General features: G+C 63.1%; 23 protein-coding genes. 13 read left to right on the top strand and 10 right to left on the bottom strand.

Annotated features, from left to right (window positions below):
- Positions 1 to 55: 55 nt before the first annotated feature.
- On the top strand, positions 56 to 1,522 hold the full coding sequence (gene dacB / locus REA38_RS23590; RefSeq protein WP_308886735.1) for a D-alanyl-D-alanine carboxypeptidase/D-alanyl-D-alanine-endopeptidase: 1,467 nt from the start codon (positions 56 to 58) through the stop codon (positions 1,520 to 1,522).
- Between the two features lie 10 nt (positions 1,523 to 1,532).
- On the opposite strand, the gene ybaK is transcribed toward dacB, so the two are convergent.
- The 3 genes from ybaK to copA form a co-directional block, all read right to left on the bottom strand.
- Positions 1,533 to 2,012 carry a Cys-tRNA(Pro)/Cys-tRNA(Cys) deacylase YbaK gene (gene ybaK, locus REA38_RS23585; RefSeq protein ID WP_049272291.1) on the bottom strand — a complete coding sequence of 160 codons (480 nt, stop codon included), beginning with the start codon at positions 2,010 to 2,012 and terminating at the stop codon, positions 1,533 to 1,535.
- Positions 2,013 to 2,240: 228 nt separating this feature from the next.
- Positions 2,241 to 3,047: a TraB/GumN family protein gene (locus REA38_RS23580; RefSeq protein ID WP_043146751.1), complete on the bottom strand. Its 807-nt coding sequence runs from the start codon at positions 3,045 to 3,047 to the stop codon at positions 2,241 to 2,243.
- Between the two features lie 133 nt (positions 3,048 to 3,180).
- Complete coding sequence (gene copA, locus REA38_RS23575) at positions 3,181 to 5,892, bottom strand: copper-exporting P-type ATPase CopA (RefSeq protein ID WP_308886734.1); 2,712 nt, start codon at positions 5,890 to 5,892, stop codon at positions 3,181 to 3,183.
- Positions 5,893 to 6,000: 108 nt separating this feature from the next.
- Here copA and cueR point away from each other — a divergent pair, with 108 nt between their 5' ends.
- Positions 6,001 to 6,402, top strand: a complete 402-nt coding sequence (gene cueR / locus REA38_RS23570; protein ID WP_033637368.1) for a Cu(I)-responsive transcriptional regulator — start codon at positions 6,001 to 6,003, stop codon at positions 6,400 to 6,402.
- Here the strand turns inward: cueR and REA38_RS23565 are convergent.
- The 3 genes from REA38_RS23565 to allS form a co-directional block, all read right to left on the bottom strand.
- Positions 6,399 to 6,860, bottom strand: coding sequence for an NfeD family protein (locus tag REA38_RS23565; RefSeq protein ID WP_033637369.1), 462 nt, complete (start codon positions 6,858 to 6,860; stop codon positions 6,399 to 6,401). The two genes, cueR and REA38_RS23565, sit on opposite strands and share 4 nt — an antisense overlap.
- A gap of 2 nt (positions 6,861 to 6,862) precedes the next feature.
- The gene (locus tag REA38_RS23560; protein WP_004940203.1) at positions 6,863 to 7,768 is read right to left on the bottom strand and encodes an SPFH domain-containing protein; all 906 of its coding nucleotides are present in this window, start codon (positions 7,766 to 7,768) and stop codon (positions 6,863 to 6,865) included.
- Between the two features lie 72 nt (positions 7,769 to 7,840).
- Positions 7,841 to 8,755 carry an HTH-type transcriptional activator AllS gene (gene allS, locus REA38_RS23555; RefSeq protein ID WP_033653232.1) on the bottom strand — a complete coding sequence of 305 codons (915 nt, stop codon included), beginning with the start codon at positions 8,753 to 8,755 and terminating at the stop codon, positions 7,841 to 7,843.
- Positions 8,756 to 9,108: 353 nt separating this feature from the next.
- Here allS and REA38_RS23550 point away from each other — a divergent pair, with 353 nt between their 5' ends.
- The 7 genes from REA38_RS23550 to REA38_RS23520 all read left to right on the top strand — a co-directional run bounded on the left by REA38_RS23550 (position 9,109) and on the right by REA38_RS23520 (position 16,844).
- Entirely contained in the window at positions 9,109 to 9,594 is a 486-nt protein-coding gene (locus tag REA38_RS23550; protein ID WP_101427862.1) for an ureidoglycolate lyase, read from the top strand.
- A gap of 70 nt (positions 9,595 to 9,664) precedes the next feature.
- A complete protein-coding gene (gene allR / locus REA38_RS23545; protein WP_015376892.1) occupies positions 9,665 to 10,480 on the top strand; it encodes an HTH-type transcriptional repressor AllR in 816 nt (271 codons plus the stop codon).
- Positions 10,481 to 10,599: 119 nt separating this feature from the next.
- Positions 10,600 to 12,381: a glyoxylate carboligase gene (gcl, locus tag REA38_RS23540; protein WP_049213828.1), complete on the top strand. Its 1,782-nt coding sequence runs from the start codon at positions 10,600 to 10,602 to the stop codon at positions 12,379 to 12,381.
- An 11-nt stretch (positions 12,382 to 12,392) separates the two neighbouring features.
- Positions 12,393 to 13,172 carry a hydroxypyruvate isomerase gene (hyi, locus tag REA38_RS23535; protein WP_047568952.1) on the top strand — a complete coding sequence of 260 codons (780 nt, stop codon included), beginning with the start codon at positions 12,393 to 12,395 and terminating at the stop codon, positions 13,170 to 13,172.
- Between the two features lie 10 nt (positions 13,173 to 13,182).
- Positions 13,183 to 14,064 (top strand): 2-hydroxy-3-oxopropionate reductase, encoded by an 882-nt coding sequence (gene glxR / locus REA38_RS23530; protein WP_033637374.1) that lies wholly within the window; start codon positions 13,183 to 13,185, stop codon positions 14,062 to 14,064.
- 255 nt (positions 14,065 to 14,319) lie between these two features.
- The gene (locus REA38_RS23525) at positions 14,320 to 15,573 is read left to right on the top strand and encodes an MFS transporter (RefSeq protein WP_223307168.1); all 1,254 of its coding nucleotides are present in this window, start codon (positions 14,320 to 14,322) and stop codon (positions 15,571 to 15,573) included.
- A gap of 128 nt (positions 15,574 to 15,701) precedes the next feature.
- Positions 15,702 to 16,844, top strand: coding sequence for a glycerate kinase (locus REA38_RS23520; RefSeq protein WP_308886731.1), 1,143 nt, complete (start codon positions 15,702 to 15,704; stop codon positions 16,842 to 16,844).
- Positions 16,845 to 16,897: 53 nt separating this feature from the next.
- Here the strand turns inward: REA38_RS23520 and allE are convergent, their stop codons facing one another.
- From allE to allD, 4 genes are all read right to left on the bottom strand, one after another.
- Entirely contained in the window at positions 16,898 to 17,683 is a 786-nt protein-coding gene (allE, locus tag REA38_RS23515; RefSeq protein ID WP_033637377.1) for a (S)-ureidoglycine aminohydrolase, read from the bottom strand.
- A gap of 57 nt (positions 17,684 to 17,740) precedes the next feature.
- Positions 17,741 to 19,000 (bottom strand): MFS transporter, encoded by a 1,260-nt coding sequence (locus REA38_RS23510; RefSeq protein WP_308886729.1) that lies wholly within the window; start codon positions 18,998 to 19,000, stop codon positions 17,741 to 17,743.
- Positions 18,997 to 20,244, bottom strand: coding sequence for an allantoate deiminase (allC, locus tag REA38_RS23505; protein WP_308886728.1), 1,248 nt, complete (start codon positions 20,242 to 20,244; stop codon positions 18,997 to 18,999). The genes REA38_RS23510 and allC overlap by 4 nt, the downstream gene beginning before the upstream one ends.
- A gap of 172 nt (positions 20,245 to 20,416) precedes the next feature.
- A complete protein-coding gene (allD, locus tag REA38_RS23500; RefSeq protein ID WP_048321330.1) occupies positions 20,417 to 21,466 on the bottom strand; it encodes an ureidoglycolate dehydrogenase in 1,050 nt (349 codons plus the stop codon).
- A 357-nt stretch (positions 21,467 to 21,823) separates the two neighbouring features.
- On the opposite strand from allD, the gene REA38_RS23495 reads away from it, so the two are divergent.
- From REA38_RS23495 to REA38_RS23480, 4 genes are read left to right on the top strand one after another with little or no spacing between them, the layout of a single operon-like run.
- The gene (locus REA38_RS23495; RefSeq protein WP_308886727.1) at positions 21,824 to 23,491 is read left to right on the top strand and encodes an acyl-CoA synthetase FdrA; all 1,668 of its coding nucleotides are present in this window, start codon (positions 21,824 to 21,826) and stop codon (positions 23,489 to 23,491) included.
- Between the two features lie 9 nt (positions 23,492 to 23,500).
- Positions 23,501 to 24,766: a DUF1116 domain-containing protein gene (locus REA38_RS23490; RefSeq protein ID WP_015376903.1), complete on the top strand. Its 1,266-nt coding sequence runs from the start codon at positions 23,501 to 23,503 to the stop codon at positions 24,764 to 24,766.
- Between the two features lie 16 nt (positions 24,767 to 24,782).
- Positions 24,783 to 25,652, top strand: a complete 870-nt coding sequence (locus REA38_RS23485; RefSeq protein WP_308886726.1) for a DUF2877 domain-containing protein — start codon at positions 24,783 to 24,785, stop codon at positions 25,650 to 25,652.
- A 21-nt stretch (positions 25,653 to 25,673) separates the two neighbouring features.
- Positions 25,674 to 26,576, top strand: coding sequence for a carbamate kinase (locus tag REA38_RS23480; protein WP_308886725.1), 903 nt, complete (start codon positions 25,674 to 25,676; stop codon positions 26,574 to 26,576).
- The last annotated feature ends 134 nt before the right edge of the window (positions 26,577 to 26,710 follow it).

Below are 26,710 nucleotides of genomic sequence, written 5' to 3'. Positions count from 1 at the left end.
TCTAATGATAGCCTGAGCGGCAATTTGGTTTTGATAACGCAAGCAGGAAGATGACATGGTGAAAACCGCAGGCTGGCTGCTGCCCGCCATCCTGGCGCTGGCGGGGTGTTCGTCATCCGGCCAACGTCATGAGCAAACGCTTAGCCAGGCGCTGACGGCCCTCGGCCAGGACAAGGCGCTGATTGGGGCGTCGAACGGCGTGATGGTGCGCGACGCCGAGAGCGGCACCGTGCTGTATCAGGCGCACGCGCAGCAGCGTTTGGCGCCGGCCTCCAACATGAAGATGTTCACGTCTCTGGCGGCGTTCGGCGTGCTGGGGGCGGATTACCGGTTTGAAACCCGGCTGCTGACCACCGGCGAGCAGCGCGGCGACACCTTGCGGGGGGATCTCTATCTGCAGGGCAGCGGCGATCCGACGCTGCACCCGGACGATCTCGACACCTTCGCCGCCACGCTGGCGCAGCGTGGCATTCGCCATATCCATGGGCGGCTGATCCTGGACGCCAGCGCGTTCGATCAAACGCCATTCGGCGCCGGCTGGAGCTGGGACGACGAACCCTTCGCCTTCGCCGCGCCGATCTCGGCGCTGAACTACGCCTTTACCCCCGGCGGCGATATCAACGTGGTGCGGGTGGACGTGCAGCCGGGCGCCCGCGCCGGTGCGCCAGGGCGGGTGAGTTTCTATCCCGCCAATGACGCGGTGACGCTGGTCAACCGCACCACCACCGGCGGCGACACCGCACTGACGTTCGATCGCCAGCCGGGCAGCAACCGAATCGTGGTCAGCGGCACCGTCGCCGCGCAGGCGGAGGCCAGCTCACGCTTGATTACCGTCGATCAGCCCGCCCGCGTGGTTGGCGCCTTATTGCAAAATGCCCTGCGCGCGCACGGCATCACGCTGCGCGGCAACGCTGAAGAAGGCGTGACCCCTGCGGGCGCCCGGCTGCTGGCGGAAAAAACCTCGCCGCCGCTCTCCCGATTGGCCGTCACCTTCCTGAAAGTGTCCAACAATGGTTACGGCGAGGTATTGACCAAAGCGATGGGCCGCAAGACGCAGGGCAAGGGGGACTGGGCCGCCGGCCTGCAGGCGATCGGCCGGTTTGTGCAAAGCCAGGGCATCGAGGCCGGCGCGTACCGCCAGGTGGACGGTTCCGGGCTGTCGCGCATGAACCAGATCACGCCGCAGCAGCTGACGACGCTGCTGCTGGCGGCCAGAAAACAGCCGTGGTTCGCCGAGTGGTATAACGCCTTGCCCATCGCGGGCCAGCCGGGGCTGCTGGTGGGCGGCACGCTGCGGAGTCGCATGGTGAAAAGCGCGGCTGCCGGCCGCGCCCACGCCAAGAGCGGTTCCATGACCGGGGTATCGTCGCTCAGCGGCTATGTCGACTCGGCGGCCGGGCGGCCGCTGGCGTTCGCCATCATCAGCAACAACTACCTGGTGCCCGGCGCAGAGGTGAAAGCGCTGGAGGATCGCCTGGTCGAGACGCTGGCGGCCTGTGACGCCACGGTGGTGTGCCGCTGAGAAGGCGGCGTCAGTCGCGCTTGGCGATGTCGGCGAAGCTGCCGGCCAGCAGGCGGCACAGATCGGCGGCGGCCAGCTCGATGTCCAGCCCGCGTTTGCCGCCGGAAACGTAGATGGTGGCGAACGCTTGCGCCGGGCTGTCGATCACCGTCGGCAGCCGTTTTTTCTGCCCCAGCGGGCTGATGCCGCCCACCAGATACCCGGTGACGCGCTGGGCCAGCTGCGGATCGGCCATCTCGGCCTTTTTGGCGCCGAGCGCGCGGGCAACCTTTTTCAGATCCAACTGGGTGGCGACCGGCGTGACCGCCACCGCCAGATGTTTGGCGTCGCCGTTCAGCGCCACCAGCAGCGTTTTGTAAACCCGATCGGCATCCAGCCCCAGCTTTCTCACCGCTTCGTCGCCGAAGTTGGTTTCGTCGCTGTCGTGGTGATACGGATGAAGGGTGAAGGTGACCTTTTGTTTCTCGAGCAGAACGACTGCGGGCGTCATAATGTATTGTCCAAAATGTCCCTAACGGGGAAGGGGTGATAACCAGCCTTAAAAATACAAAAATCCAACCCGCCCGGCAACCTGAGCGGCTGTTACATAAAGCGGGTTGCCAAGATATTCACCGGGTTGCTACCCTGTTTGTTGTAACCGTTAACACGGTTGCTATGCGTATAACTACAATACAAGAAATTCCTCTTTGACTGGCCAATAGCGATATTGGCCTCTTTTTTAGCCCTGTGGCTGCAGCATCGCCGGCAGGTTATCCTCGCCGTACAGGTGCAATGCGCCAACCGCCACCACATAGTCACCCGCCGGCAGCGCCTCCAACTGATGCCGCCAGTCGCGATTGCGCTGATGCATCAGCACATCGTACAGCCCGGCGCTGAAGGTGGCGGGCAGGGTGTCCAGCGTGCCGCGCGGTTTGGCGTCCAGCCACCAGCTCACCATGGTTTGCAGCAGCCGCGCGTTGGTGTGCCAGTGCTCCAGCGTATCGCGCAGCAGCGCGATGCCGCCTTCCGGCAGCTGTTCCAGCATCGCCAACTGCTGCTGTGCCCCTTCCAGCTCGATCACCGGTTTGTCATGCGCGCGGGCGGCCTGCAGCAGCTGATAGTCCACGCCGTACTCCGCCCGTAGCCCCAGACGCTGAGCCTGGCGCGCCTGCATCATCAGCGCCACCTGCCAGCCGGGCAGGGTGGCGAAGGCGTGCGGATCGGCGCCCAGCTCGTGGCAAAGCGTCAGCAGCCGTTGATATTCTTCGGCGGACAGGCGCTGTTCCAGCGCCGGCTGCTGTTCTGCGTGGTCAAAAGGGGAGGCGGCGCCGGTGATATCGGCCTCGACGATCAGCGCGTCGGCCTGCTGCAGCCGGGCGGCCAGCCGCGCCGGCAGCGGCGACATATCGACGGTGCCCATATGGATGCTGCCCACCAGATGCAGCCGACGATCGCCCGGCAGAGTGATGTCCAGCGCCGGATAAGCGTATCGTTTGGGCGAGATCAGGCCGAGAAAGGCGGCGAGGCGGCGTAACAGTTGACCCATACGGCGTGGCTCCTGAATAACGGGTGCGCGTTTCAGCATGAAAGGCGAGGGAAAATCGTCATTCATGCTAAACGCTATCCGCCGCGCAGGAAAGCCCGCAAAACGGCGGGGCGCCATGACGGCGCCCCTGAGATCACTTCCTGGGTTTAAAACGCAGCAGCCGGTTGGCGTTGCTGACCACGGTAATCGACGACAGCGCCATCGCCGCGCCCGCCACCACCGGGCTGAGCAGCGTGCCGGTCAGCGGGTAGAGCACGCCGGCGGCGATCGGGATGCCCAGCGTATTGTAGATAAAGGCGCCGAACAGGTTCTGCTTCATGTTGCGCAGCGTGGCCTTCGACAGTTCCACCGCATCCGCCACGCCGTGCAGGCTGTGGCGCATCAGGGTGATGGCGGCGGTCTCGATGGCGATGTCGCTGCCGCCGCCCATCGCGATGCCCACGTCGGCCTGCGCCAGCGCCGGGGCGTCGTTGATGCCGTCGCCGACCATCGCCACGCGTTGGCCCTGCGCCTGCAGCTGTTTGATCGCCGCCGCTTTGCCGTCCGGCAGCACCCCGGCAATCACCCGATCGATACCGGCCTCTTTGGCGATGGCGTTGGCGGTCACCGGATTGTCGCCGGTCAGCATCACCAGCTGATACCCCTGCTGGTGCAGGCGCTGCAGCGCCGCGACGCTGTCCTCGCGCAGCGGATCGCGAATGGCGAACAGCGCGGCCGGTTTACCGTCAACGGCCAGCAGCACCGGCGTCACGCCGCGTTCGGCCTGGTCGCGCATCGGCGCTTCCAGTTCGGCGATCGCGACCTGATGCTGCTCCAGCAGCGCGGCGTTGCCCAGCAGCAACTGCACGCCGTCGATCTCCCCGCTGACGCCGGCGCCGCGCAGGGTGCGGAACTGCGCCACCTGCGGCAGCGTTTGCCCGGCGGCGCGTTCCATGATGGCGCGCGCCAGCGGGTGATTGGAGCCTTGCTCCAGCGCGGCGGCCCAGCCGATCGCCTGCCGTTCGCTGACCTGATTGAAGGTCAGGATCTCCACCACCTGCGGCTTTCCTTCGGTCAGGGTGCCGGTTTTGTCGAACACCAGGGTGTCCAGCTGGCTGGCCTGCTGCAGGGCGTCGGCGTCGCGTACCAGCACGCCAAACTCCGCCGCGCGGCCCACGCCGGAGATGATCGACATCGGCGTCGCCAATCCCAATGCGCACGGGCAGGCGATGATCAGCACCGTGGTGGCGATCACCAGCGTGTAGACCAGCTGCGGCTGCGGGCCGAAGAAGTACCATATCGCCGCGCTGAACAGGGCGATCGCCACCACCGCCGGCACGAACACCGCCGAAACGCGGTCGGCCAGTTGGCCAATCGCCGGTTTACTGCTCTGCGCCTGGCGCACCAGTTTGATGATGCGCGCCAGCGTAGTTTGGCTGCCGATGGCGGCGGCGCGGAACAGCACGCTGCCGTCGTCGACCACCGTCCCGGCATGCACCGTATCGCCGGGGCCTTTCTGCTGCGGCACCGCTTCGCCGGTCAGCATCGCTTCATCGAGCCAGACTTCGCCCTGCACGATTTCACCGTCGACCGGCACGCGATCGCCGGTGGTCAGCCGCAGCGTCATGCCGAGCTGCACCTCCGCCAGCGGGATATCGCGCTCGCCGTCGTCGGTCACCAGCCGTGCGGTAGGCGGCGTCAGATCCAGCAGCCGCTCCAGCGCCTGCGAAGAACGCTGGCGAGCACGCTGTTCCAGCGCATGGCCGAGGTTGATCAAACCGATGATCATCGCGCTGGCCTCGTAATAGAGGTGGCGCGCCTCCATCGGGAAGAAATCGGGCCAGATGTTGACGGCGATCGAATAGAGCCAGGCGGCGCCGGTGCCGAGCGCCACCAGGGTATCCATGGTGGCGCTGCCGTTCATCAGCGCGCGCCAGGCGTTGCGGTAGAAGTGCCCGCCGGCGAACACCATCACCGCCAGGGTGATGACGCCGACCAGCAGCCAGGGGCGCTGGGTTTCCGGCGTCAGCGTCATGCTGCCGCCGAACAGCCCCCAGGCCATCAGCGGGATACCCAACGCCAGACCCAGCGCCGCCTGCCAGCTAAAGCGCTTCATGTTGGCGCGTGCGGTCTGCTGTTGGCGCTCGCGGCGTTCGGTCTCGTCCTGAATCATTTCGGCGCCGTAGCCGGCTTTTTCCACCGCCGCCACCAGCGCCTGCGCATCGGCGGCGCCGGTCACCAGCGCGCTGCGCTCCGCCAGGTTGACGCGCGCGTGCTCAACGCCGGGAACGCTTTGCAGCGCCTGCTGCACTTTATTGACGCAGCTGGCGCAGGTCATGCCGCTGAGCAGCAGCTGTACGCTGTCGTCCGCGCCGTCGGTTGCCGGAAGGGGAGATTGCGCCGCTGGCTGAACGTCCGGCAACGAAGGTGTTGCGTCAGTCAACGGCTCAGTTTTTGGGGCGGCGGCGCCCGCTACGCTGGCGTGATAACCGGCATCTTCCACCGCGGCGATCAGCGCCTGCGGATCGGCATCGCCGTACACTTTCGCGCTGTCGATAGCGACGTCGGCGGCGAACACGCCCGGCACCGCTTCCAGCGCTTTGCGGGTGGTGCCGACGCAGTGCATGCAGCTCAGGCCACTCAGCTGCAGTTCGGTATCGGCGTGCGGCGCGACTTCGGCCTGATAACCGGCGGCGATCACGCTGTCGATCAGCGCGCTGTCCGGTGCGTCGCCGGTCACTTTGGCGTAATGCACGTTAACGTCCGCCTGTTCGACATCGCTGCGGCTTTCCAGGGCTTTTTTCACCCGCTGCGCGCAGTTCATGCAGGACAGCCCCTGCAATGCCAGCATAGTGGTGTGTGACATGATTGAACTCCTTGCTTAAACGGCGGTGTTTAAAGGTTGACCGCCGGACCTGTTTTCACTAAGAATGGAGCTTAAACCTTCCAGCAAGGGTAAGGTCAAGGAGGGAAAATGAATATTAGCGACGTCGCGAAAAAAACCGGGTTAACCAGCAAAACGATTCGTTTTTACGAAGAGAAAGCGCTGATTACCGCCCCGATCCGCAGCGATAACGGTTACCGCCATTATTCCGCCAGGCACGTTGAAGAGCTGACGCTGCTGCGCCAGGCGCGGCAGGTGGGCTTCAACCTGGACGAGTGCCGCGAGCTGGTGGCGTTGTTCAACGATCCGGCCCGCCACAGCGCCGACGTGAAGGCGCGCACGCTGCAGAAGGTGGCGGAGATCGACAGGCACATCAGCGAACTGGGCGAAATGCGCCAGCGCCTGGTGACGCTGGCCGACCAATGCCCGGGCGACGAGGGGGCGGAGTGCCCCATCATCAACAACCTGGCAGGATGCTGTCGTTCAAATTAGCGGCCGATGGCGCGGATCACCAGCGTGACGCCTTCCACCGCTACCACTTCCACTTCTGTGCCGGCGGGCAGATCTTCCGCCGCCTGCGCGCGCCAGCTGCTGTCGCCGATATTGATGCGCCCCATGCCGTTGTGCATCGGCTCCGTCAGCGTGGCGCGAGTGCCGATCAGCTGGCGGTTGCGCTGGTTGAGCACCGGCGAACCGCCGGATGCGGCCGCCGGGCGCCGGCGCAGCCAGTACCACCACAGATAGGCGACGACGACGGTCAGGACGGCGAAGATCATGCCCTGCCACGCCCAGGAAAGCGGCGGCAGCAGCCAGATCAGCACGCCGACCAACAGCGCCGCCACGCCGCTCCACAGCAGGTAACCGCCGGCGCCGAGCATTTCCGCCGCCAGCAACACGCCCCCGAGGGAGAGCCAAAACCACAGCGGATTCGCCGCGATCAGTTCGAGCATGATTATTTGCCTTTGCTTTCTTTCAGCAGTTCGGTAATGCCGCCGATAGAGCCGAGGAGGCTGCTGGCGTCCAGCGGCATCATCACCACCTTGCTGTTGTTGGAGGAACCGATCTTCTGCAGCGCGTCGGTGTATTTCTGCGCCACGAAGTAGTTCACCGCCTGAATGTTGCCGCTGGCGATGGCGTCCGACACCAGCTGGGTGGCGCGCGCCTCGGCCTCGGCGGCGCGTTCACGCGCTTCCGCCTGCAGGAATGCCGACTGGCGTTCGCCCTCGGCCTTCAGGATCTGCGACTGTTTCTCCCCCTCGGCGCGCAGAATGGCCGCCTGACGCACCCCTTCTGCCTCCAGGATGTCGGCGCGCTTGGTCCGTTCGGCCTTCATCTGGGCGTTCATCGAGGCGATCAGTTCCGCCGGCGGCCGCACGTCGCGGATCTCGATACGGGTGATTTTCACCCCCCACGGATTGGTCGCTTCATCGACGATGTGCAGCAGGCGGCTGTTGATGCTGTCGCGCTGCGACAGCATTTCGTCCAGCTCCATTGAGCCGAGCACGGTGCGGAAGTTGGTCATGGTCAGGTTGACGATCGCCTGTTCGAGGTTGCTGACCTCGTAGGCGGCGCGGGCCGGATCGACCACCTGGATAAAGCACACCGCGTCGATGGCGACGTTGGCGTTATCGCGGGAAATCACCTCCTGTGAGGGAATGTCCAGCACCTGTTCCATCATGTTGATTTTACGGCCGATGCGGTCCATGAACGGCACCACCAGGTTCAGGCCCGGCATCAGCGTTTTGGTGTAGCGGCCGAAGCGTTCTACCGTCCATTGGAACCCCTGCGGCACAATTTTGACGCCGGCGAACACCACAATCAGCGCGACGACGATCACGATGGGGATAAAAGTAAGCATGCAAACCTCCTGTCAGACATATGTAAACAGATATTACGTCAGCGCCGGAAAAATGCCTACCGATACCGAGACTTAATCCAGAGCGCCGATCAAACCCGCGATCAGCGGATCTCGCGTCTGGAACAGGTTGATAAGGGTGCGCACCGCTTCGCCGCCGCGAGCATCGGACCAGGCCAGCGACAGGGGAGAAGACTGGCGCGGGTATTTGAGCTGTTTGGCCACCAACTCGCCGCTCTCCAGATAAGTTTGGCACAGCCGGCGCGGAAGGAAACCGATCCCGAGACCGCGCAGATGGCACTCCAGCTTGGTGCGCAGATCCGGCACCTTGATTTCCTGCTGGCCCGACAGCAGCCAGGCGGTGCGCTTGGCCAAATGGCGTGCGGTATCTTCGACGTTGATCGCGGCGTAAGGGCGCAGCTGCGTTTCGTTCAGCGGATCGGCGGCGGCGGCCAGCGGGTGCGTCGGCGCGATGGCGAACACCCACTCTATTTTGCCCAGCGGCAGCACCTTGATGCTGTTTTCCAGCGATTCATTGCCCGCCGCGCCGATCGCCAGATGGCAATCCTCATTCAGCAACGCGTCCCACACGCCCATGTACACCTGGCGGGAAATGTGGAATTGGGTGAACGGGTATTTGTCGTGCAGGTGAGTTAACAGCCCGGCTACGGCGGCGGCGTCGTACAGCAGGTTGTTGATCACGATATTCACCTGATGCTCTACGCCGTCGTTGATTTGCCGCAGCTCGCCCGGCATGGCGTCCAGCCAGGTGTGCCACTGGCGGCAGCGTTCCAGCAAATACTCTCCGGCCGGCGTCAGGTTGACGGTGCGGGTGGTGCGGATAAACAGCTGCGTGCCGATGCTCTCTTCCAGCGTTTTGATGCGGTAGCTGATGGTGGCGGTGGTTTTGTGCAGCAGCTCCGCCGCGCGGGAGAAACTTTGGCACTCGGCAACCTTGATAAACGAACGAATGGTTTCGTGATCCAGCATGAGGGGTCCTTGGCTGACACCGCCTTTTCGGTTATCGGTGAGAAGAATCTACTGATGTTGCGGTGCGATAGGCAGCGGCAAAGCGCAACCCCACGATCCCGGTCACAGAATCACCCGACAGCGATGAACGCGCGCCGCCCCATTTTGCCCGATGATGGATTAGGCGGTTTTTTAATTCATTGATTTAAGGAAACTAATATTGCTCTTCGATCATAAAGTGTGCTGGCGATCTTGTTGTGGAAAAATTTTCCAAAAAAATGCTGTCAAATTCACCACGCGCTGTCTAGAGTGAAGGCGTTGGGTGAAATATCGCCGTTCAATCGTCGTCTGGGTCATGCGCTTGGGAGAATCACATGGATTTAGTCATCGAAGAATTAACGCCGGCGGCCTTTGCGCCTTACGGCGATGTATTGCAGATAGAGGGCTCGCGTTTCTTTCATATCAATGACGGAAAAACCGAGCGTTATCACGATCTCGCCAGGATAGAGGTGTCCGACGGCAACCGGGTGCTGGCCAGCATCAACCGGGCGGAACCCTGCGATCTGCCGATGACCTTTTCCCTGTTGGAAAAGCATCCGCTCTCGTCGCAGACCTTTGTGCCGATGAACGGCGAACGCTTCGTGGTGATCGTCGCCGAACCGGGCGAAACCATCCCCGTCGGCACCCTGCGCGCCTTTATCACCAACGGCAAACAGGGGATCAACTATCATCGCAATGTCTGGCACCACCCGCTGTTCGCCTATGCGAAGGTCACCGACTTTTTCACCATCGACCGCGCGGGCGCCGACAACTGCGTGGTCAGCCGCTTGCCGGAGCCGTATCGCATAGTTTTGGCATAGCGCTGGCCGCACGCCGCGCTGGGCGTTTATCATAGCGTCACCCATGCCGTCACTGACAAAGGAAGCTTGAATGACCGAATTACGCAGGAAAGGACGACCCGCCACCGAAGCCGGCGCCACCAAAGGGGCGCAGGCGTTGGATCGCGGGCTGGAGATCCTCCAGTACCTGGCCAACGCCGGGGGGAGTTCGTCGGTTTCCGTGCTGTCCGAAAAGCTGGAGCTGCCGCTTTCCACCACCTTCAGGTTGTTGAAAGTGCTGGAGAAATCGGAATTCGTCTTTCAGGATCCACAGCTGGGCTGGTGGCATATCGGCATTCAGTCGTTCACCGTCGGTTCCGCTTACATGAACGATCGCGACGTGGTATCGGTGGCCGGGCCGTTCATGCGCCGGCTGATGCTGCTGTCCGGCGAGACCGCCAACCTGGCGATCCGCAACAATTTCGACGCGGTGCTGATTCGCCAATGCGAGTGCCAGGCTATGGTGCGCATGTGCGCGCCGCTGGGCAGCCGCTTGCCGCTGCACGCCTCGGGCGCCGGCAAGGCGCTGCTGTACCCGCTGGCGGAAGAGGAGATGCTGGATCTGATCGTGCGTTCGGGGCTGCAATCCTATACGCCGAAGACGCTGACCAGCGTGAACCTGCTGCGCAAGGATCTGCATCAGTCGCTGGAACAGGGCTACACCATCGACGATGAAGAGCACGCGCTCGGCCTGAACTGCCTGGCTTCGGCGATTTTCGATCGCAACAACAACGTGATCGCCGCTATCTCCATCTCCGGGCCCAGTTCGCGGGTCGGCAAGGAGCGGTTCAAGGAGCTGGGCGAACTGGTGGGTGAAGTGGCCAGAGACATCAGCGCCGCGCTGGGCGAATCGCGCAGCAAGGCGTAAACGTCGCGCGCCGGGCTGAACCGGCGCGGAGCAAGACTCCCCGTTTGATGAGCAAACGGGTTTTTTTGAGCGTAATTTTAAGTTGGAAAAATTTTCCAATAAATTGAGGAGAGCATCACATGGCAATTATGCGAGCGGTAGACGCGGCAATGCACGTGCTGGAAAAAGAAGGGATCACCACCGCGTTCGGCGTGCCCGGCGCGGCGATCAACCCGTTCTACGATGCGATGCGGCGGCACGGCGGCATCAAACACTACCTGGCGCGGCACGTGGAAGGGGCCTCGCACATGGCGGAAGGCTACACCCGCGCCGCCGCCGGCAATATCGGCGTGTGCATCGGCACCTCCGGCCCGGCGGGCACCGACATGATCACCGGCCTTTACTCCGCCTCCGCCGACTCGATCCCGATTCTGTGCATCACCGGCCAGGCGCCGCGTGCGCGTTTGCACAAAGAAGATTTTCAGGCGGTAGACATCGAATCGATCGCCAAGCCGGTGACCAAGATGGCGGTCACCGTGCAGGAGCCGGCGCTGGTGCCGCGTGTGCTGCAGCAGGCGTTCCACCTGATGCGCTCCGGCCGGCCGGGCCCGGTGTTGATCGACCTGCCGTTCGACGTGCAGATGGCGGAGATCGAGTTCGATCCGGACACCTACTCTTCGCTGCCCGCCTATAAGCCGGCGGCCACCCAGATGCAGATCGACAAAGCGCTGGATCTGCTGTGCGCGGCGAAAAAGCCGCTGATCATCGCCGGCGGCGGCATTCACAACGCCGATGCGGCGGATCTGCTGCAGCAGCTGGCGGAGATCTGCAACGTGCCGGTGATCCCGACGCTGATGGGCTGGGGCGCCATTCCGGACGATCACCCGCTGATGGCGGGCATGGCGGGCCTGCAAACCTCGCATCGCTACGGCAACGCCAACCTGCTGGATTCGGATCTGGTGTTCGGCATCGGCAACCGCTGGGCCAACCGCCACACCGGCTCGGTGGACAAGTACACCGCCGGGCGCAAGGTGGTGCACATCGATATCGAGCCGACGCAGATTGGCCGGGTGATCTGCCCGGATCTGGGCATCGTTTCCGACGCGCGCATCGCGCTGCAAATGCTGGTGGACACGGCAAAGCGCCGCTTCGAGCGCGGCGAGTTGCCGAATCGCGACGCCTGGTGCGCCGCCTGTCTGCAGCGCAAGCAAACGCTGCTGCGCAAGACCCACTTCGACAACGTGCCGGTCAAGCCGCAGCGGGTGTATGAAGAGATGAACCGTGCCTTCGGCCGCGACGCCTGCTACGTCACCACCATCGGGCTGTCGCAGATCGCCGCCGCGCAAATGCTGCACGTTTTCGAGCCGCGTCACTGGATCAACGCCGGCCAGGCCGGCCCGCTGGGCTGGACGCTGCCTGCGGCGCTGGGCGTGTGCGCCGCCGATCCGCAGCGCAAGGTGATCGCGCTGTCGGGCGACTATGATTTCCAGTTCATGATCGAAGAGCTGGCGGTCGGCGCGCAGTTCAAGCTGCCCTATATCCACGTGCTGGTGAACAACGCCTACCTGGGGCTGATCCGCCAGGCGCAGCGCGGGTTCGATATGGATTACTGCGTGCAGCTGTCGTTTGAAAACATCAACAACGCGGAGATTGGCGAGTATGGCGTCGATCACGTCAAGGTGGCGGAAGGGCTGGGCTGCAAGGCGCTGCGGGTGTTCAAACCGGAAGAGATCGCGCCGGCGTTCCGTCAGGCCCAGGAACTGATGCAGCAGCACCGGGTGCCGGTGGTGGTGGAAATCATCCTGGAGCGCGTCACCAATATTTCCATGGGCACCGAGCTGGATAACGTCAACGAGTTCGAACCGGTGGCGGCAACGCCGGAAGACGCGCCGACCTCGGTCAACTTCTTTGATTATCGTTGAGGAGCCTTACCATGCCGAAATTTTCAGCCAACCTGTCCATGCTGTTCACCGAAGTCGATTTCATGCAGCGCTTCCGTCGGGCGAAGGAGCAGGGCTTCAGCGCGGTGGAATACATGTTTCCCTATGACTACCCGATCGCCGCGCTGCGCAGCGAACTGGAGGCGCATCGCCTGAGCCAGGTGCTGTTCAACCTGCCGGCCGGCGACTGGGCGGCGGGCGAACGGGGCATCGCCTGCTTGCCGGGGCGCGAAGCGGAGTTCCGCGACGGCGTCGGGCGCGCGATCGAGTATGCGCAGGCGCTGGGCTGCGATCGCATCAACTGCCTGATCGGCAATCCGGATCCCGCCGTCGGCCGCCACGCCACCGACGAACGGGTGAAAGAGAACCTGAGCTACGCCGCCGACGCTCTGGCGCGGCAGAATATCCGCCTGCTGATCGAACCGATCAACCGCTACGACATGCCGCAGTTCTACCTGCAAACCTCCCGGCAGGCAATCGAACTGATCGAAGCGATCGGCAGCCCCAACCTGTATCTGCAGTACGACCTTTACCACATGCAGCGCATGGAGGGAGAGCTGACGCAGACCCTCGAGCGCCTGCTGGCGAAGATCGACCACGTTCAGGTCGCCGACAACCCGGGGCGGCACGAACCGGGCACCGGCGAAATCAACTGCGAGTTTATCTTCGCGCAGCTGGATCGCATGGGTTACCGCGGCTGGATCGGCTGTGAATACAAACCGCTCACCACCACGGAAAGCGGCCTGTCATGGATTAAAAAATACCTGTCTTGAGGAGATGAAAATGAAAGTGGGATTTATCGGTCTGGGCATCATGGGCGCGCCGATGGCGGAAAAGCTGCTGGCGGGCGGGCACACGCTTTACGCCCATACCCGGCATGAGGTGCCGGCGGCGCTGTTGCAGCAAGGGGCCATTGCCTGCGGCGATCCGCAGCAGGTGGCGGATGAGGCGGACGTGATCTTCATCATGGTGCCGGATACGCCGCAGGTGGAGGAGGTGCTGTTCGGTGAACGCGGCTGCGCCGCCGGCAAGCTGAACGGCAAAGTGGTGGTGGATATGAGCTCCATTTCACCGCTGGAGACCAAGCGGTTCGCGCAGCGCATCAACCAGCTGGGCGCCCAGTACCTGGACGCGCCGGTTTCCGGCGGCGAAGTGGGCGCCAAACAGGGCACGCTGACCATCATGGTGGGCGGCGAGGAAGCGACCTTCGAACGGGTGCAGCCGCTGCTGGCGCTGATGGGCAAGAACATCACGCTGATCGGCGGCAACGGCGACGGGCAAACCTGCAAGGTCGCCAACCAGATCATCGTGGCGCTGACCATCGAAGCGGTCTCCGAGGCGCTGGTGTTCGCCTCGCGCGCCGGCGCCGATCCGGCACGGGTGCGCGAAGCCCTGATGGGCGGTTTCGCCTCGTCGCGTATTCTGGAGGTGCACGGCGAGCGGATGATCAAGCGGGCGTTCGCGCCGGGGTTCCGCATCTCGCTGCACCAGAAGGATCTTAATCTGGCGCTGCAGGGCGCGAAGGCGCTGGCGCTCAGCCTGCCGAATACCGCCACTTGCCAGGAGTTGTTCAACGTCTGCGCCGCCAATGGCGACGGCGAACTGGATCACTCCGCGCTGGTGCGGGCGCTGGAGATCATGGGCAACCACCGGGTGGCCGGCTAAGAGTACCCCCGGCATTTAATTCGCCGGCTTATCGTTAGAATCAGAGATGTTCGACATTAATAACGCCCTCTTTATGATAAATAAAGAGGGTCCCCCGCCAATCCAATAAAAAATGATTCAGCACAATAAAAAGTAAAAAGCAGGATGCCAACCGAGGAGACACTGAATATGGCAACCGATAATGCTGTTATTGATAAAGATATTCTTACCGCCCCTGACAAAAACCGTTTATATCGAAAAATCGCCTGGCGCATTATGCCCATTTTATTAGTGAGCTATATCGTCGGTTATCTCGATCGGGTTGGCATTTCGTTCTCGAAATTTCAAATGATGCCCGATATTCTGAACGGCAATGTCTCGATGGCCGAAGCCGTTTACGGGCTGGGCGCCGGGGTGTTTTTCATCGGCTATATCATCGCCGGGGTACCCAGTAATATTCTGCTGAGCCGCTACGGCGCCAGAAAGATCATCGCGCTGCTGATGGTGGTGTGGGGGGCGATTTCGATGCTGAGCATCTTTATCACCAACCCCTGGCAATTCTACCTGGCGCGTTTCCTGCTGGGGCTGGCGGAGGCCGGCTTCTACCCCGGCGTGATCCTCTATCTGACGCTGTGGTTCCCGTCCAGCCAGCGCGCCAAGATGACCGCGCTGTTCGTGTGCGGTATCCCGGTCAGCAACATCATCGGCGGCCCGCTGTGCGGGTGGATCATCGAGCACATGAACGGCCTGATGAATCTCTCCGGCTGGCAGTGGCTGTTCTTTATCAGCGGCCCGCGCGCGCTGCTGATCGCCATCGTCATCTTCTGTTTCCTGGATAACACCTATCAGAGCGCCAAGTGGCTCAGCCCGCAGGAGAAGGCGCTGATCAAAGAGGATATGGCGCAGAGCGCGCCGCGCCAGGGCGCCGCCGGCGGGCAGGAGTGGACGATGAAAAGCATGCTGAGATCGTCCGCGTTCACCAAAATGTGGCTGATTTGCTTCTGCACCGTGATGGGCCAGGGCGGGCTGGCGTTTTGGGTGCCGACCATCATTCGCGACACCGGCGTGACCTCGGTGATGGATATCGGCCTGCTGACCATGCTGCCGTACATGCTGGCGGTGGTGGCGATGCTGGTGGCCGCGCGCAGTTCGGACAAGCATCGCGAGCGGCGCTGGCACATCATCGTGCCGTTCTGCATCGCCGCGGTGTCGCTGATCTTCATCGGCCTGTTCCCGGATAACAAGCACGTGGTGATGGCGGCGCTGTGCGTGGCGGTGGCGTCGAGCCTGGTGCCGTCGCCGCTGTTCTGGAGCCTGCCGAACGCCATCTTTACCGGCACCTGCGCCGCGGCGGGCATTGCGCTCATCAATTCCATTGCCAACATCGGCGGTTTTATTTCGCCTTATATCATCGGCTATTTCAAACAGCTGACCCACAGCAATTTGGCGGCGATGTGCGTCTTGTCGACAATGATGATACTGGGGGCGATATTAACCTACAGCGTGCCGGCGAAATGGGTCAATAAATAACGCTTCCCTTCATCTTCATTAAATAGTCGGCAACAGTTTTATTTTATTTCGCCATGCATTTCTCATCTGATTATTTCAGCGGGGGAAGGCATGGCCATTTTTATTTCGTCTCGAATAAAGGAGGCAGCATGAAAATTGTTATTGCACCGGATTCATTTAAAGAAAGCGTCAGCGCAGAACGGGCGGCGCGGGCGATCGCGCGCGGCTTCCACGAGGTTTATCCCGATGCCGAGTGCGTCTGCCTGCCGATCGCCGACGGCGGCGAAGGCACGGTGGACGCGCTGGTGGCCGCCACCGGCGGGCGTAAGGTGACGGTATCGGCGACGGGGCCGCTGGGGGAACGGGTGGCGGCGTTTTACGGCATCAGCGGCGACGGCAAGACGGCGGTGATCGAAATGGCGGCGGCCAGCGGATTGATGCTGACGCCGGCGGCGCGCCGTAACCCGCTGCTGGCGACCAGCTACGGCACCGGCGAACTGATCCGGCATGCGTTGGATCAGGGCATTCGCCACCTGATCCTCGGCATCGGCGGCAGCGCCACGGTGGATGGCGGCGTCGGCATGGTGCAGGCGCTGGGCGGGCGCTTCTACCGCCCGGACGGCAAGGCGCTGCCGTGGGGCGGCGGCGAGCTGGCGACGCTGAGCGGCGTCGATCTCGGCACGCTGGACGCACGCCTGCGGCAGTGCCGGATCGAGGTCGCCTGCGACGTAGACAATCCGCTGGTGGGGCCGCGCGGTGCGGCGGCGGTGTTTGGGCCGCAGAAGGGGGCGACGGCGGCGATGGTGGCGCAGTTGGAACAGGGCCTGACGCAGTATGCCGAGGTGATCCGCCAGAGCACCGGGCGCGACGTGCGGCACGTCGCCGGCGGCGGGGCGGCGGGTGGCATGGGGATCGCCTGCCAGGTGTTTCTCGGCGCAACGCTGAAGCCGGGTATCGAGATCGTGATGGCGGCGCTGGGCCTGGAGCAGGCGCTGGCGGAGGCCGATCTGTTGATCACCGGCGAAGGGCGCATCGACAGCCAAACGCTGGGCGGCAAGGCGCTGTCCGGCGTCGCCCGTCTGGCGCGGGCGCGCGGTTTGCCGGTCATCGCGCTGGCCGGCGTGGTGGAGGAAGGGGCGGAGGCGCTGCACGCGCAGGGAATAGACGCGATGTTCAGCATTCTGCCGCGCCTGAGTGCGCTGGAGGCCGCGCTGTCGCAAGGGGAGCTCAACCTGCAGCGCAGCGCCGCCAACGTCGCCCGCGCGATGCGCATCGGCCGGCGATTGGGATAAAAAAGAAGGCCACGCTGCGCGAGCAGGTGGCCTTGGTTTTGGCGGCGAAGCGCTTACGGCTCGACGTCGCGGTTGCAGTCCTTGGAGTAGATGTAGCTGAAGGTTTCCTGGCCCACCGCATAGCCCGCCTGCTGCACATAGGCACCCATGAAGATATAGTCGCCTTGCTTCACCGGCATCCATTCATTGTCCAGGTTGTACACACCGGCGCCGCTGAGAATGTAGGCGCCATGCTCCTGCACGTGGGTCTCGATGTAGCCGTGGCTGGCGCCGGGGGCGAAGGAGAGGATGTGCATATTCATGTCGAAGCCCAGATCTTTCGGCAGCAGATCCTGCAGGATCACCTCGCTCATGCCTTCGTAGTGGATCTTTTCCAGGTTGGCGACGTTGTTGCTGACCACGTGCGCCTCGTAACCCTTGATGCGCTGGTAGCGGCGCTTGTAGAGGAACAGGCGGCTGGATTGGCCGCCGTTGGCGTTTTCCAGCCGCAGGGTGACGCCCGCCGGGCAGTAAAGATAGCCGCCGGCGGTCAGCGGGTAGTCGGTGGCGTCGGCGGAAGCGGTGATGGCGCCGTCGATGACGTACACGAAGGTTTCGATCTCTTCGCCGCCAAAGCCTTTGGTGTTGCGGCCGCAGTCGTGCAGCGTTACCAGATAATCGACGAAGGTGGCGCCCAATTTCGGCGTCGACAAGATGGTGACGTCGCAGTTTTCAAAACCGGGAATGACGTTGCGCACCAGGCCGTTCGGCGGGATCAGCGCATAGTTGCCGCGTTTGATGATGGCGCGCGTTGACAGAATGTCGGTTGGATATCCGGTTTGATTGTTGAAGTAACCCACGTTGATTCTCCTGATCGTTGAAAGGGCGCCGCGGCGGCGCCCGGTAAAAAAGCGCCGTCAGGCCTCGGTGGCCGTTCGGGTTGGCGTAGTGCGTTTCATCAAGACGTTGACGGTGAAGAAAATGGCGGTGCCCACCAGCAGGATGGCGGCGGAGATGTAAAAGCCCATCACCTTGGAGCCGGTGCTGTCGGAGATCACGCCGGTCAGGAAGGGGGCGATCACCGACGAGGACATGCCGAAGAAGTTGAACACGCCGAAGCTGGTGCCATAGCCTTTCTTCGGCGCGTTGTCGGCGACGAAGGAGATCATGATCGGATCGACCGCCAGCTTGCCCAGCAACCCGTACAGGATCAGGCTGATCAGCAGCATGGTGGAGTCCGGCGAAATGACGGTGCAAACCAGCATCACCGCCGCGCACAGCTCGAGGAAAATGATCAGCTGCACCTTCTTGTTGCGGAAACGGTCGGACATGCGGCTGAAGAACAGCGCGCCCGGCACCGAGGCGAACGCCACCAGGGCGGAGGAGAAGCCGATGGCCACCCCTTCAAAGCCGCGCTCTTGCTGCAGGAACGAGGGCAGCCAGGTGACTATCATGTAGTAGCCGTAGCAGGTGGCGAAGTACATCGCGTAGGCGGAGATCATGCGCAGGCTGAACAGGCCGCTGGACTGGCCGTCCTCCTCGGGCTCGGCAGCCGTCGGCGCAACGGTCTGGCTGACGGCCGCCGCGGCGTGAGGCTGCGAGCCTTTGATGACCACGGCGAACACCAGCGTCATCACTACCAGCAGGCCGGTGATGATGAACAGCATGATCTGCCAGTTCATGTTGAAGCTTTTCACCAGCAGGCTGGAGGCGATCAGGCCGATGGCCATGCCGAGCGCCGAGCCGCTGTTGATCACCGCGGTTGCCAGGCCACGGCGTTCCAGCGGGATATTCTCCGACGACAGAGAGTAGGCCGAGCCGTAATAAGAGCCGCAGCCCATGCCCGCCAGCAGGCTGCCGGCATAGACCATGGTCAGGCTGGTGGCGTTGCCGATCAGCAGCGTGGCGATGATGAACAGGCAGAAGCCCGGGATCAGCACCACCTTCTTGCCGAATTTGTCCACCAGGATGCCCGCCGGGATCTGCATCCCGGTGTAGGCGAAGAAGTAGAAGCTGGCGATCAGCCCCATTTCCGCATTGGAGTGCGCGCCGATGGTTTGTTGGATCTCGGGGAAGATCGGCGTCAGGACGGTGCGATAGATCCAGATCACCGCCCAGCCCAGACAGAGCACGACGACGATCTTTTTCCAGTAGCGCGGGTCGATGTCGTTGCTCATGCCTCGGCCCCCTGTTCGGTGTAGGCCAGCTGATACAGCGTCTGCGCCAGGATTTTCACCCCTTCGTTCAAATCGGCGACGGCGGTTTTTTCCGCCGGGTTATGGCTGATGCCGGCGATGCTCGGCACGAACATCATCACCGTCGGCACGCGCGGGGCGAAGATTTGCGAGTCGTGTCCGGCGCCGCTGTGCATCATGCGGTAATTCAGCCGCTGCGTTTCGCACAGGCGGCTGACGCAGGCCACCAGCTGTTCGTTCATCGGGATCGGCGCTTCGTCCATCCACAGATCGATCTCGGCCTCGATGCCCATCTCGGCGCAGATGCGCTGGATATCCTGCTCGATCTCCTGCGTGAAACGCAGCAGCGCGGCCTGATCGGTGTGGCGGCAGTCGAGGGTGAAGTGGGTGAAGCCCGGAACCACGTTGACGGTGTTCGGCTTCGGCTCCACCTTGCCGAAGGTCAGCACCAGCGGGTCGCCCTCGGCGCGCGCCTTGGCGATCGATTCGCAGCAGATGCGGCTGAAGGCGTGCACGGTATCCCGGCGGTAGCTCATCGGGGTGGTGCCGGCGTGGTTGGCTTCGCCCTGCAGCCGCACGTCATAACGCCGTTGGCCAACGATGCTGGTCACCACGCCGATGGTTTTGCCTTCGGTTTCCAGCACCTTGCCCTGTTCGATATGGATCTCGACGAAGGCCGCGATGTCGCTGCGCAGCGGCTGATGCGGCGGAGGGAAATCGAAACCGGCGTCGTGCATGGCGTTGACGAAGCCGACGCCCTTGGCGTCCGTAATGTGCTGCACGTCTTCCCGCCGGGCCAGGCCGACGATGTTCTTGCTGCCCCAGAACACATAAGGGAAGCGGCTGCCTTCTTCTTCCGCCAGCGCGATGACTTCCAGGCTGCGCAGCGGCGGACCGTAGGTGTCTTTGAGGTGTTTGATCGCCATGAAGGCGGCTTCGATACCGAACTGGCCGTCGAGGTTGCCGCCGTTGACCACCGTGTCGATGTGCGAACCGGAGAGAATCACCTGGTCGGGGTATTTGCTGCCCTCCAGCCGGCCGAAGAGGTTGCCGACCGCATCAAAATGGGTGCGCAGTCCGGCGGCCTCGAAGGTGGTTTTCAGCGCGTGCTGCGCTTCGATCCATTCCGGGGTATAAAGCAGACGCGTCATGCCGCCGCTGGGGTCGGCGCCGATTTTCGATAACCAGCCGGAAATATCACGGATTTCTTGTTGGAAGTCTTTCATGTTTACCTGCCCGCATGTTGTGTCTCAGCGGCGATGCGGCCAGGGCGGAGGCTATTCGCCGCCGGCCGACCTATTGCGCTGAGCGCGCTGATGAAGGTTTTCTTTTTTCTCCCCGGCTCAGAAATATCAACCGCGAGCCGCGGCGTAAAAAGCCCACGATAATAAGAGTGCGTTAACTGGCGAAGGGATCTTTATGGTCGTAAGAACGCTGGTAAATAGCATTTGAAATTAAGTATTGATAAATGTCGTCGACGATTTCGATACCGTTTTTCTCGCTTTCCATTTCACGCGCATGGCTGTTCTGCCCCGGGTAAAGCACTTTGCTGACGCCCGGCGCCGGCTTAACGGCATTCAACTCTTTCATGACCTGGCTGATATTTTTACGGAACGTCGATTCGTTGGTGAAATAACCCGGATTCAGGACGATATGCAATTGCCCCAATTCCCGGCCGGCGCTGAGATCGTGATACATCGAGCTGACGTGTTTGCCGAACGGCAGGCCGAGCAAAATGCCCGACAGCACGTCGACCATCATCATCAGGCCGTAGCCTTTCGGCCCGGCGATCGGCAGCAGCCCGCTGACGGCGAACGGATCGGTGGTGTGCTTGCCCTCGGCGTCCACCGCCCAGGTGTCGGGGATGGCGGCGTTGCGCGAGCGGGCGTCCAGCACTTTGCCCCAGGCCTGCACGGTGGTGGCCATATCGAAGGTGATCAGCTCGTCGCCTTCGCCCGGCGCGGAGAAGGCGATGGGGTTGGTGCCGTAGTAGACCTCGGCGCCGCCGTACGGCACCACCATCGGATCGGACTGGCACAGCGAAATGCCGACCATGCCGGCGCGCGCCGCCTGCTGCACGAAGTAGGACAGCGCCCCGCTGTGGCCGATGCGGCGCACGCCCACCACCGCCACGCCGTTCTCTTTCGCCATTTCAATGGCGCGATCCATGCTCAGCTTGGCCGCCACGTGCCCGGCGCCGTTGTCGCCGTCGAAAATGGCGCTGCAGGGGCCGGTTTTCTCAAAGGTGAAATGCGGGTGATTATTGGTGCCGCCTTTGCTGATGCGTTCGGAATAGTATTCGACCCTGACCGCACCGTGAGAATGAATGCCGCGCGCATCGGCATGAACCAGCACGTCGGCGACGATGCCGGCGTGTTCCTGGCTCAGGCCGGCGGCGTGAATTTTTTGCTGGATAAGCTGATGTAATTGTTGTTTAGAGACCTTCATATACAGTCCTTTTATCACTACGGTTTATTTAATTCGCCTCTGCGTTGTAATGTATAAATACCGGGGGGGAATAATGTGATCCAGATGCGTTTTATCCGATTGGATTAAAAATTCGTTGAATTAAATCGCCATTGTTAGAAGTTTTTTTATAAATGCTTTTTCCCTTCTGGATTAACTAATATTCAGGTGATTAAGTTATTTTTTCTAACAATGGATAAAGTGTGACCGTACTCACCTCGGGGCGCGGTTTTAATTTGTAGCTTGATAATTAACCTTTTCGCTGAATTCAATGCGTCGCCGTGCCGCCGGTGCGGGAATATTGCCGATATTATTAAATGCTGTTCTAAGGATATCACCATGATCCATGCTTTTATTAAAAAGGGGAGCTTTCAGGATTCCGTCAGCCTGATGTTGATCTCCCGCAAACTCAGTGAATCTCCCAAGGTCGAGGAAATATCCGTCATGATGGGGACACCGGCCAATAAATCCTTATTGGAGGTGACCGGTTTCTGGCACCCGCAGTTTAGCGAAGCGACGCCGAACGATATTTGCGTGGCGATCAAGGCGGAGTCCGCCGACGAGACGATCGCCGAGGAGATTGGCGCGGCGCTGGAGACGGCGCTCAAGGCGATTACGCAGGGCAGCCAGGGCGGCAAAAAACTGCTGCGGGCGCGCAGCTGGCGCACCGCCAGGCAGAAGCTGCCCGCCGCCAATCTGGCGCTGATCTCGATCGCCGGCGAATACGCGGCGGAGCTGGCGGATAGCGCGCTGGAAGACGGCTGCAACGTGATGATGTTCTCCGACAACGTCAGCGTGGCGCAGGAAGTGGCGCTGAAAACCAAGGCGCGCGAACGCGGGCTGATCGTGATGGGGCCGGACTGCGGCACCGCCTGCATCGCCGGCGCGCCGCTGGCGTTCGCCAACGTGGCGCCCGCCGGATCTATCGGCGTGGTGGGCGCCTCCGGCACCGGCATTCAGGAACTGATTTCGCAAATTGCCCTGGCGGGCCAGGGCATCTCGCACGCCATTGGCCTCGGCGGGCGGGATTTGACGGCGGAGATCGGCGGTATCAGCGCCATCAGCGCGCTGCGCATGCTGGCGGCGGATCCGCAGAGTCTGGTGCTGGCGTTCGTGTCCAAACCGCCGGCACCCGAGGTGCGCCAGCGGGTGATTGACGAGATGAAAGCGCTCGGCAAGCCGGTGGTGGCGTTGTTCCTCGGCGCGCAGTCCGCCGTGCGTCAGGAGGGCAACATCACGTTCGCCGCCACGCTGGATGAAGCGGCGCGGCTGGCGGCGATGCTGGGCTACGTGCAGCAACAGGCGGCACAACAGCCCGCGGTGCCCGGCGGCAAAATCGCCGGGCTGTACGCCGGCGGCACGCTGGCCGCCGAATGCGCGATGCTGCTGGCGGAAAAACTGTCCCTGCCGGTGGATAGCGAGCACCCGCGCGGCGCCATGCTGATGGCCGACGGCCATCGCATCATCGACATGGGCGATGACTTTTATACCCAGGGGCGACCGCACCCGATGATTGACCCGACCGCCCGCAATCAAGAAATCGCCCGCCTGGCGCAGCAGCCGCAGACCGGCGTGTTGCTGCTGGACGTGGTGATCGGCTTCGGCGCTCAGGACGATCCGGCGGCGTCGCTGGCGGCCGAGGTGGCCAACGTGCGCGCGGCGCGCGGCGCGGCCCACCCGCTGGCGGCGATCGCCACCGTCACCGGCACCGAACAGGATCCACAGCAGCGCTCTCGGCAAATCGCCACCCTGCAGGAGGCCGGCATCGCGGTGATGCCGTCGCTGCCGGCGGCGGTCGCGTTGGCGCACCAGCTGATTACCCCCGTCTTACCCGCACCTGAACGCGAACGGCCGGCCTTGCTGGACGGCGTCGCGGTGATCAACGCCGGGCTGCGCAGCTTCGCCGATGACCTGCAAACCAGCGACATCCCGGTGGTGCACTACCAGTGGGCGCCGGTGGCCGGTGGCGATCAACGATTCGCCAACATCTTGAAAAAATTAAAGTAAGGAACCGCTATGTACGCAACGATTGAGCAAGCAAACGCCGCCGTTATCGCCCGTATCCGCGAGGCGCGCCCGCACTGGCAGGATGTGGATCTGGCGCACCGTTTGATCCCGCAGCTGGCCGAAGGGCGCAAGCTGCTGCACGCCGGCCCGCCGGTCACCTGGCAAGAGATGAGCGGCCCGGTGCGCGGCGCCTGCATCGGCGCCTGCCTGTTCGAAGGCTGGGCGCAGGATGAGCAGCAGGCGCTGGCGCTGCTGGAGCAGGGGGAAATCGAATTCATCCCGTGCCACAGCGTGAGCGCGGTGGGGCCGATGGGCGGCATCACCTCGGCTCACATGCCGATGGTGGTGGTCAGGAACACCGTTCACGGCAATTACGCCTACTGCAACATGAACGAAGGCATCGGTAAAGTGATGCGCTTCGGCGCCTACGGCGAGGACGTGCAGCAGCGCCTGCGCTGGATGCGCGACTCGCTGGCTCCGGTGTTGAAAGCGGTACTGGCGACGCTGGAGGAAGGGATCGATCTGACCGCGCTGATGGCGCAGGCGATCAGCATGGGGGACGAATTCCACCAGCGCAATATCGCGGCCTCGGCGCTGCTGATGCGCAGGCTGGCGCCGGAGATCAGCCTGCTGCCGCGCGATAAGGCGGAGCTGGCGCAGGTGATGCAGTTCCTCAGCATCACCGATCAGTTCTTCCTCAATCTGGCGATGGCCTACTGCAAGGCGGCGATGGACGCCGGGGCGGAGATTGAGCAGGGCACCATCGTCACGGTAATGACCCGCAACGGCAAGAACTTCGGTATCAAGATCAGCGGGATGGGCGATCGTTGGTTCACCGCCCCCGTCAATACGCCGGAAGGGCTGTTCTTCTCCGGCTTCAGCCAGGCGGACGCCAACCCGGACATCGGCGACAGCGCGATCACCGAAACTTTCGGCATTGGCGGCGCGGCGATGGTCGCGGCACCGGGCGTGACGCGCTTCGTCGGGGCTTCCGGCGGCATGAGCGCCGCCACCGACATCTCCGAGGAAATGGCGGAAATCTACCTCGAACGCAACATGATGCTGCAGATCCCGACCTGGGACTTCCAGGGCGCCTGCCTGGGGCTGGATGCGCGCCGGGTGGTGGAAACCGGCATCACGCCGCTGATCAACACCGGCATCGCCCACCGCGAAGCCGGGGTCGGGCAAATTGGCGCCGGCACGGTGCGCGCGCCGCTCGGCTGCTTCGAGAAAGCGATCGAAGCGCTGGCCGATAAGCTCGGCATCACGGCGTAAGCGAACGGAGGGGCGTATGGACATTATCGCGTTGGCCGGCAGCCGCCATGCGACGCAAGACTACGGCGCGCTGCGCTGCGTCGGCAGCTTCAACAACGCGATCAATTTCCTGACGGAACGCGCGCGGCTGCTGACGCTGCACCGCGCCGGCAGCGGCCTGAGCCCGATGGGGTGGCAGCTCAGCGCGCGGGATTTCGATCGCGTGCGGCGTGCGGTGCCGTCCGTAGGGCGCTGCGCCTTCTCCGCCGCAGGCATCACGTTGGATGCGCTCCTGGTGCGGCCCGCCGCCGCGGCGCGGGATCTGGCGCTGACACCGCGCGCGGCCATTGCCGATCGGCCGCTGACGGCGGTATTGCAGCGCTGCACGGCGCAGTGCGGGTTACACGGCGAGCTGGGCCGATTGGTGAAGCAGCCGTTAACGCCGGAGCCGGCCGCGCTGGTGCGGGATTTCTCCCGTTGGCTGCGGGGCGGCACGGTCGACTGGCGCCAGGCGCTGGGCAAGGGGCCGGGGCTGACGCCGAGCAACGACGACACCTTGCTCGGCCTGCTGCTGAGCGCGCACCTCGACAGCCGCATTCAGGTCGCCGGGCTGGCGCCGTTTTTCGCCCAGACGCCACCGCTGGACGCGCTGACCACGCTGGTGAGCGCGCACTACCTGCGTTACGCCGAGCAGGGCGTGTTCGCCACGCCGCTGCATGCGTTGGCGCTGGGACTGCGGGCGCCTGAAGAGGTATCGGCGGCGGTGGAGGCGGTGCTGAGCCTGGGGCACTTTTCGGGAGCGGACACGCTGCTGGGCGTGTGGCTGGGGGTGACGACGATTAACGCACTGTGCGGCGCGCGGTGTGAACACGAGGGCCGGATCGCGGATCCGGCCGGGACGGTATGATTTCAACTACGGGTGCAAACCATGAAAACCTTGGTCATTGCGTTGGGCGGCAACGCCCTGTTGCAGCGCGGAGCCGTGCTCTCTGCGGAGAATCAGTATAAGAGCATCGCCCTCATCGCCGACGCCATCGGCAAGCTGGCGCAGAAATACCGCATCGCCATCGTGCACGGCAACGGGCCGCAGGTAGGACTGCTGGCGTTGCAGAATCTGGCGTACCGCGACGTGCCGCCCTATCCGCTGGATATTCTGGTGGCCGAAAGCCAGGGCATGATCGGCTATATGCTGGCGCAGCAGTTGAGCGCCAGCCATCCGCAGCAGCCGGTGTCCACGCTGCTGACGCGGGTGCTGGTGGATGCGCAGGATGCGGATTATCTGGCGCCGAGCAAGTTCATCGGGCCGGTGTATGCGCCGGAACAGCGGCAGGCGCTGGAGGCCAAATACGGCTGGACGCTGAAGGCGGACGGCAACTACATCCGCCGGGTGGTGCCTTCGCCGGCACCGCAAAAGATCCTCGACATCGAGGCGATCATGCTGCTGCTGTCGCAGCGGCACATCGTGATCTGCAACGGCGGCGGCGGCATCCCGATGATCGCCGGCGAGCGTGGGCTGACGGGCAGCGAAGCGGTGATCGACAAAGATCTGGCGGCGGCGCTGTTGGCGGAGCAGGTGGGAGCCGATCATCTGGTGATCCTCACCGACGCCGACGCGGTGTATCAGGAGTGGGGCACGCCGCGCCAGCGCGCCATTCGGCGCGCCACCACGCAGGAGCTGGCGCCGATGGCGGTGGCGGACGGCGCCATGGGGCCGAAGATCATGGCGGTCAGCCGCTTCGTCGATCGCACCGGGCGCACGGCCCATATCGGCGGCCTGCAGGATATCGACGCGGTGCTGGCGGGCCAGGCCGGCACCTCTATTTTGCCTTAGCCGCCGTCGGTTTATCCGCGCCCGCGCTGGCGCGGATAAGTATGCCTAAATGGCATGATTTCAATAATTTTTATTCATTTCATGATGTTGCTCGCCTTGGCTAGAGTAAAAACACCCCCGTATTTACCGTCAAA

This window comes from Serratia sp. MF1(2023) (genome assembly GCF_030954545.1).
In the GTDB taxonomy this organism is placed as follows: Bacteria; Pseudomonadota; Gammaproteobacteria; order Enterobacterales; family Enterobacteriaceae; genus Serratia; species Serratia sarumanii.
The sequence above is the reverse complement of the archived record's forward strand: the minus strand, read 5'-3'. Positions and strand labels throughout refer to the sequence as shown.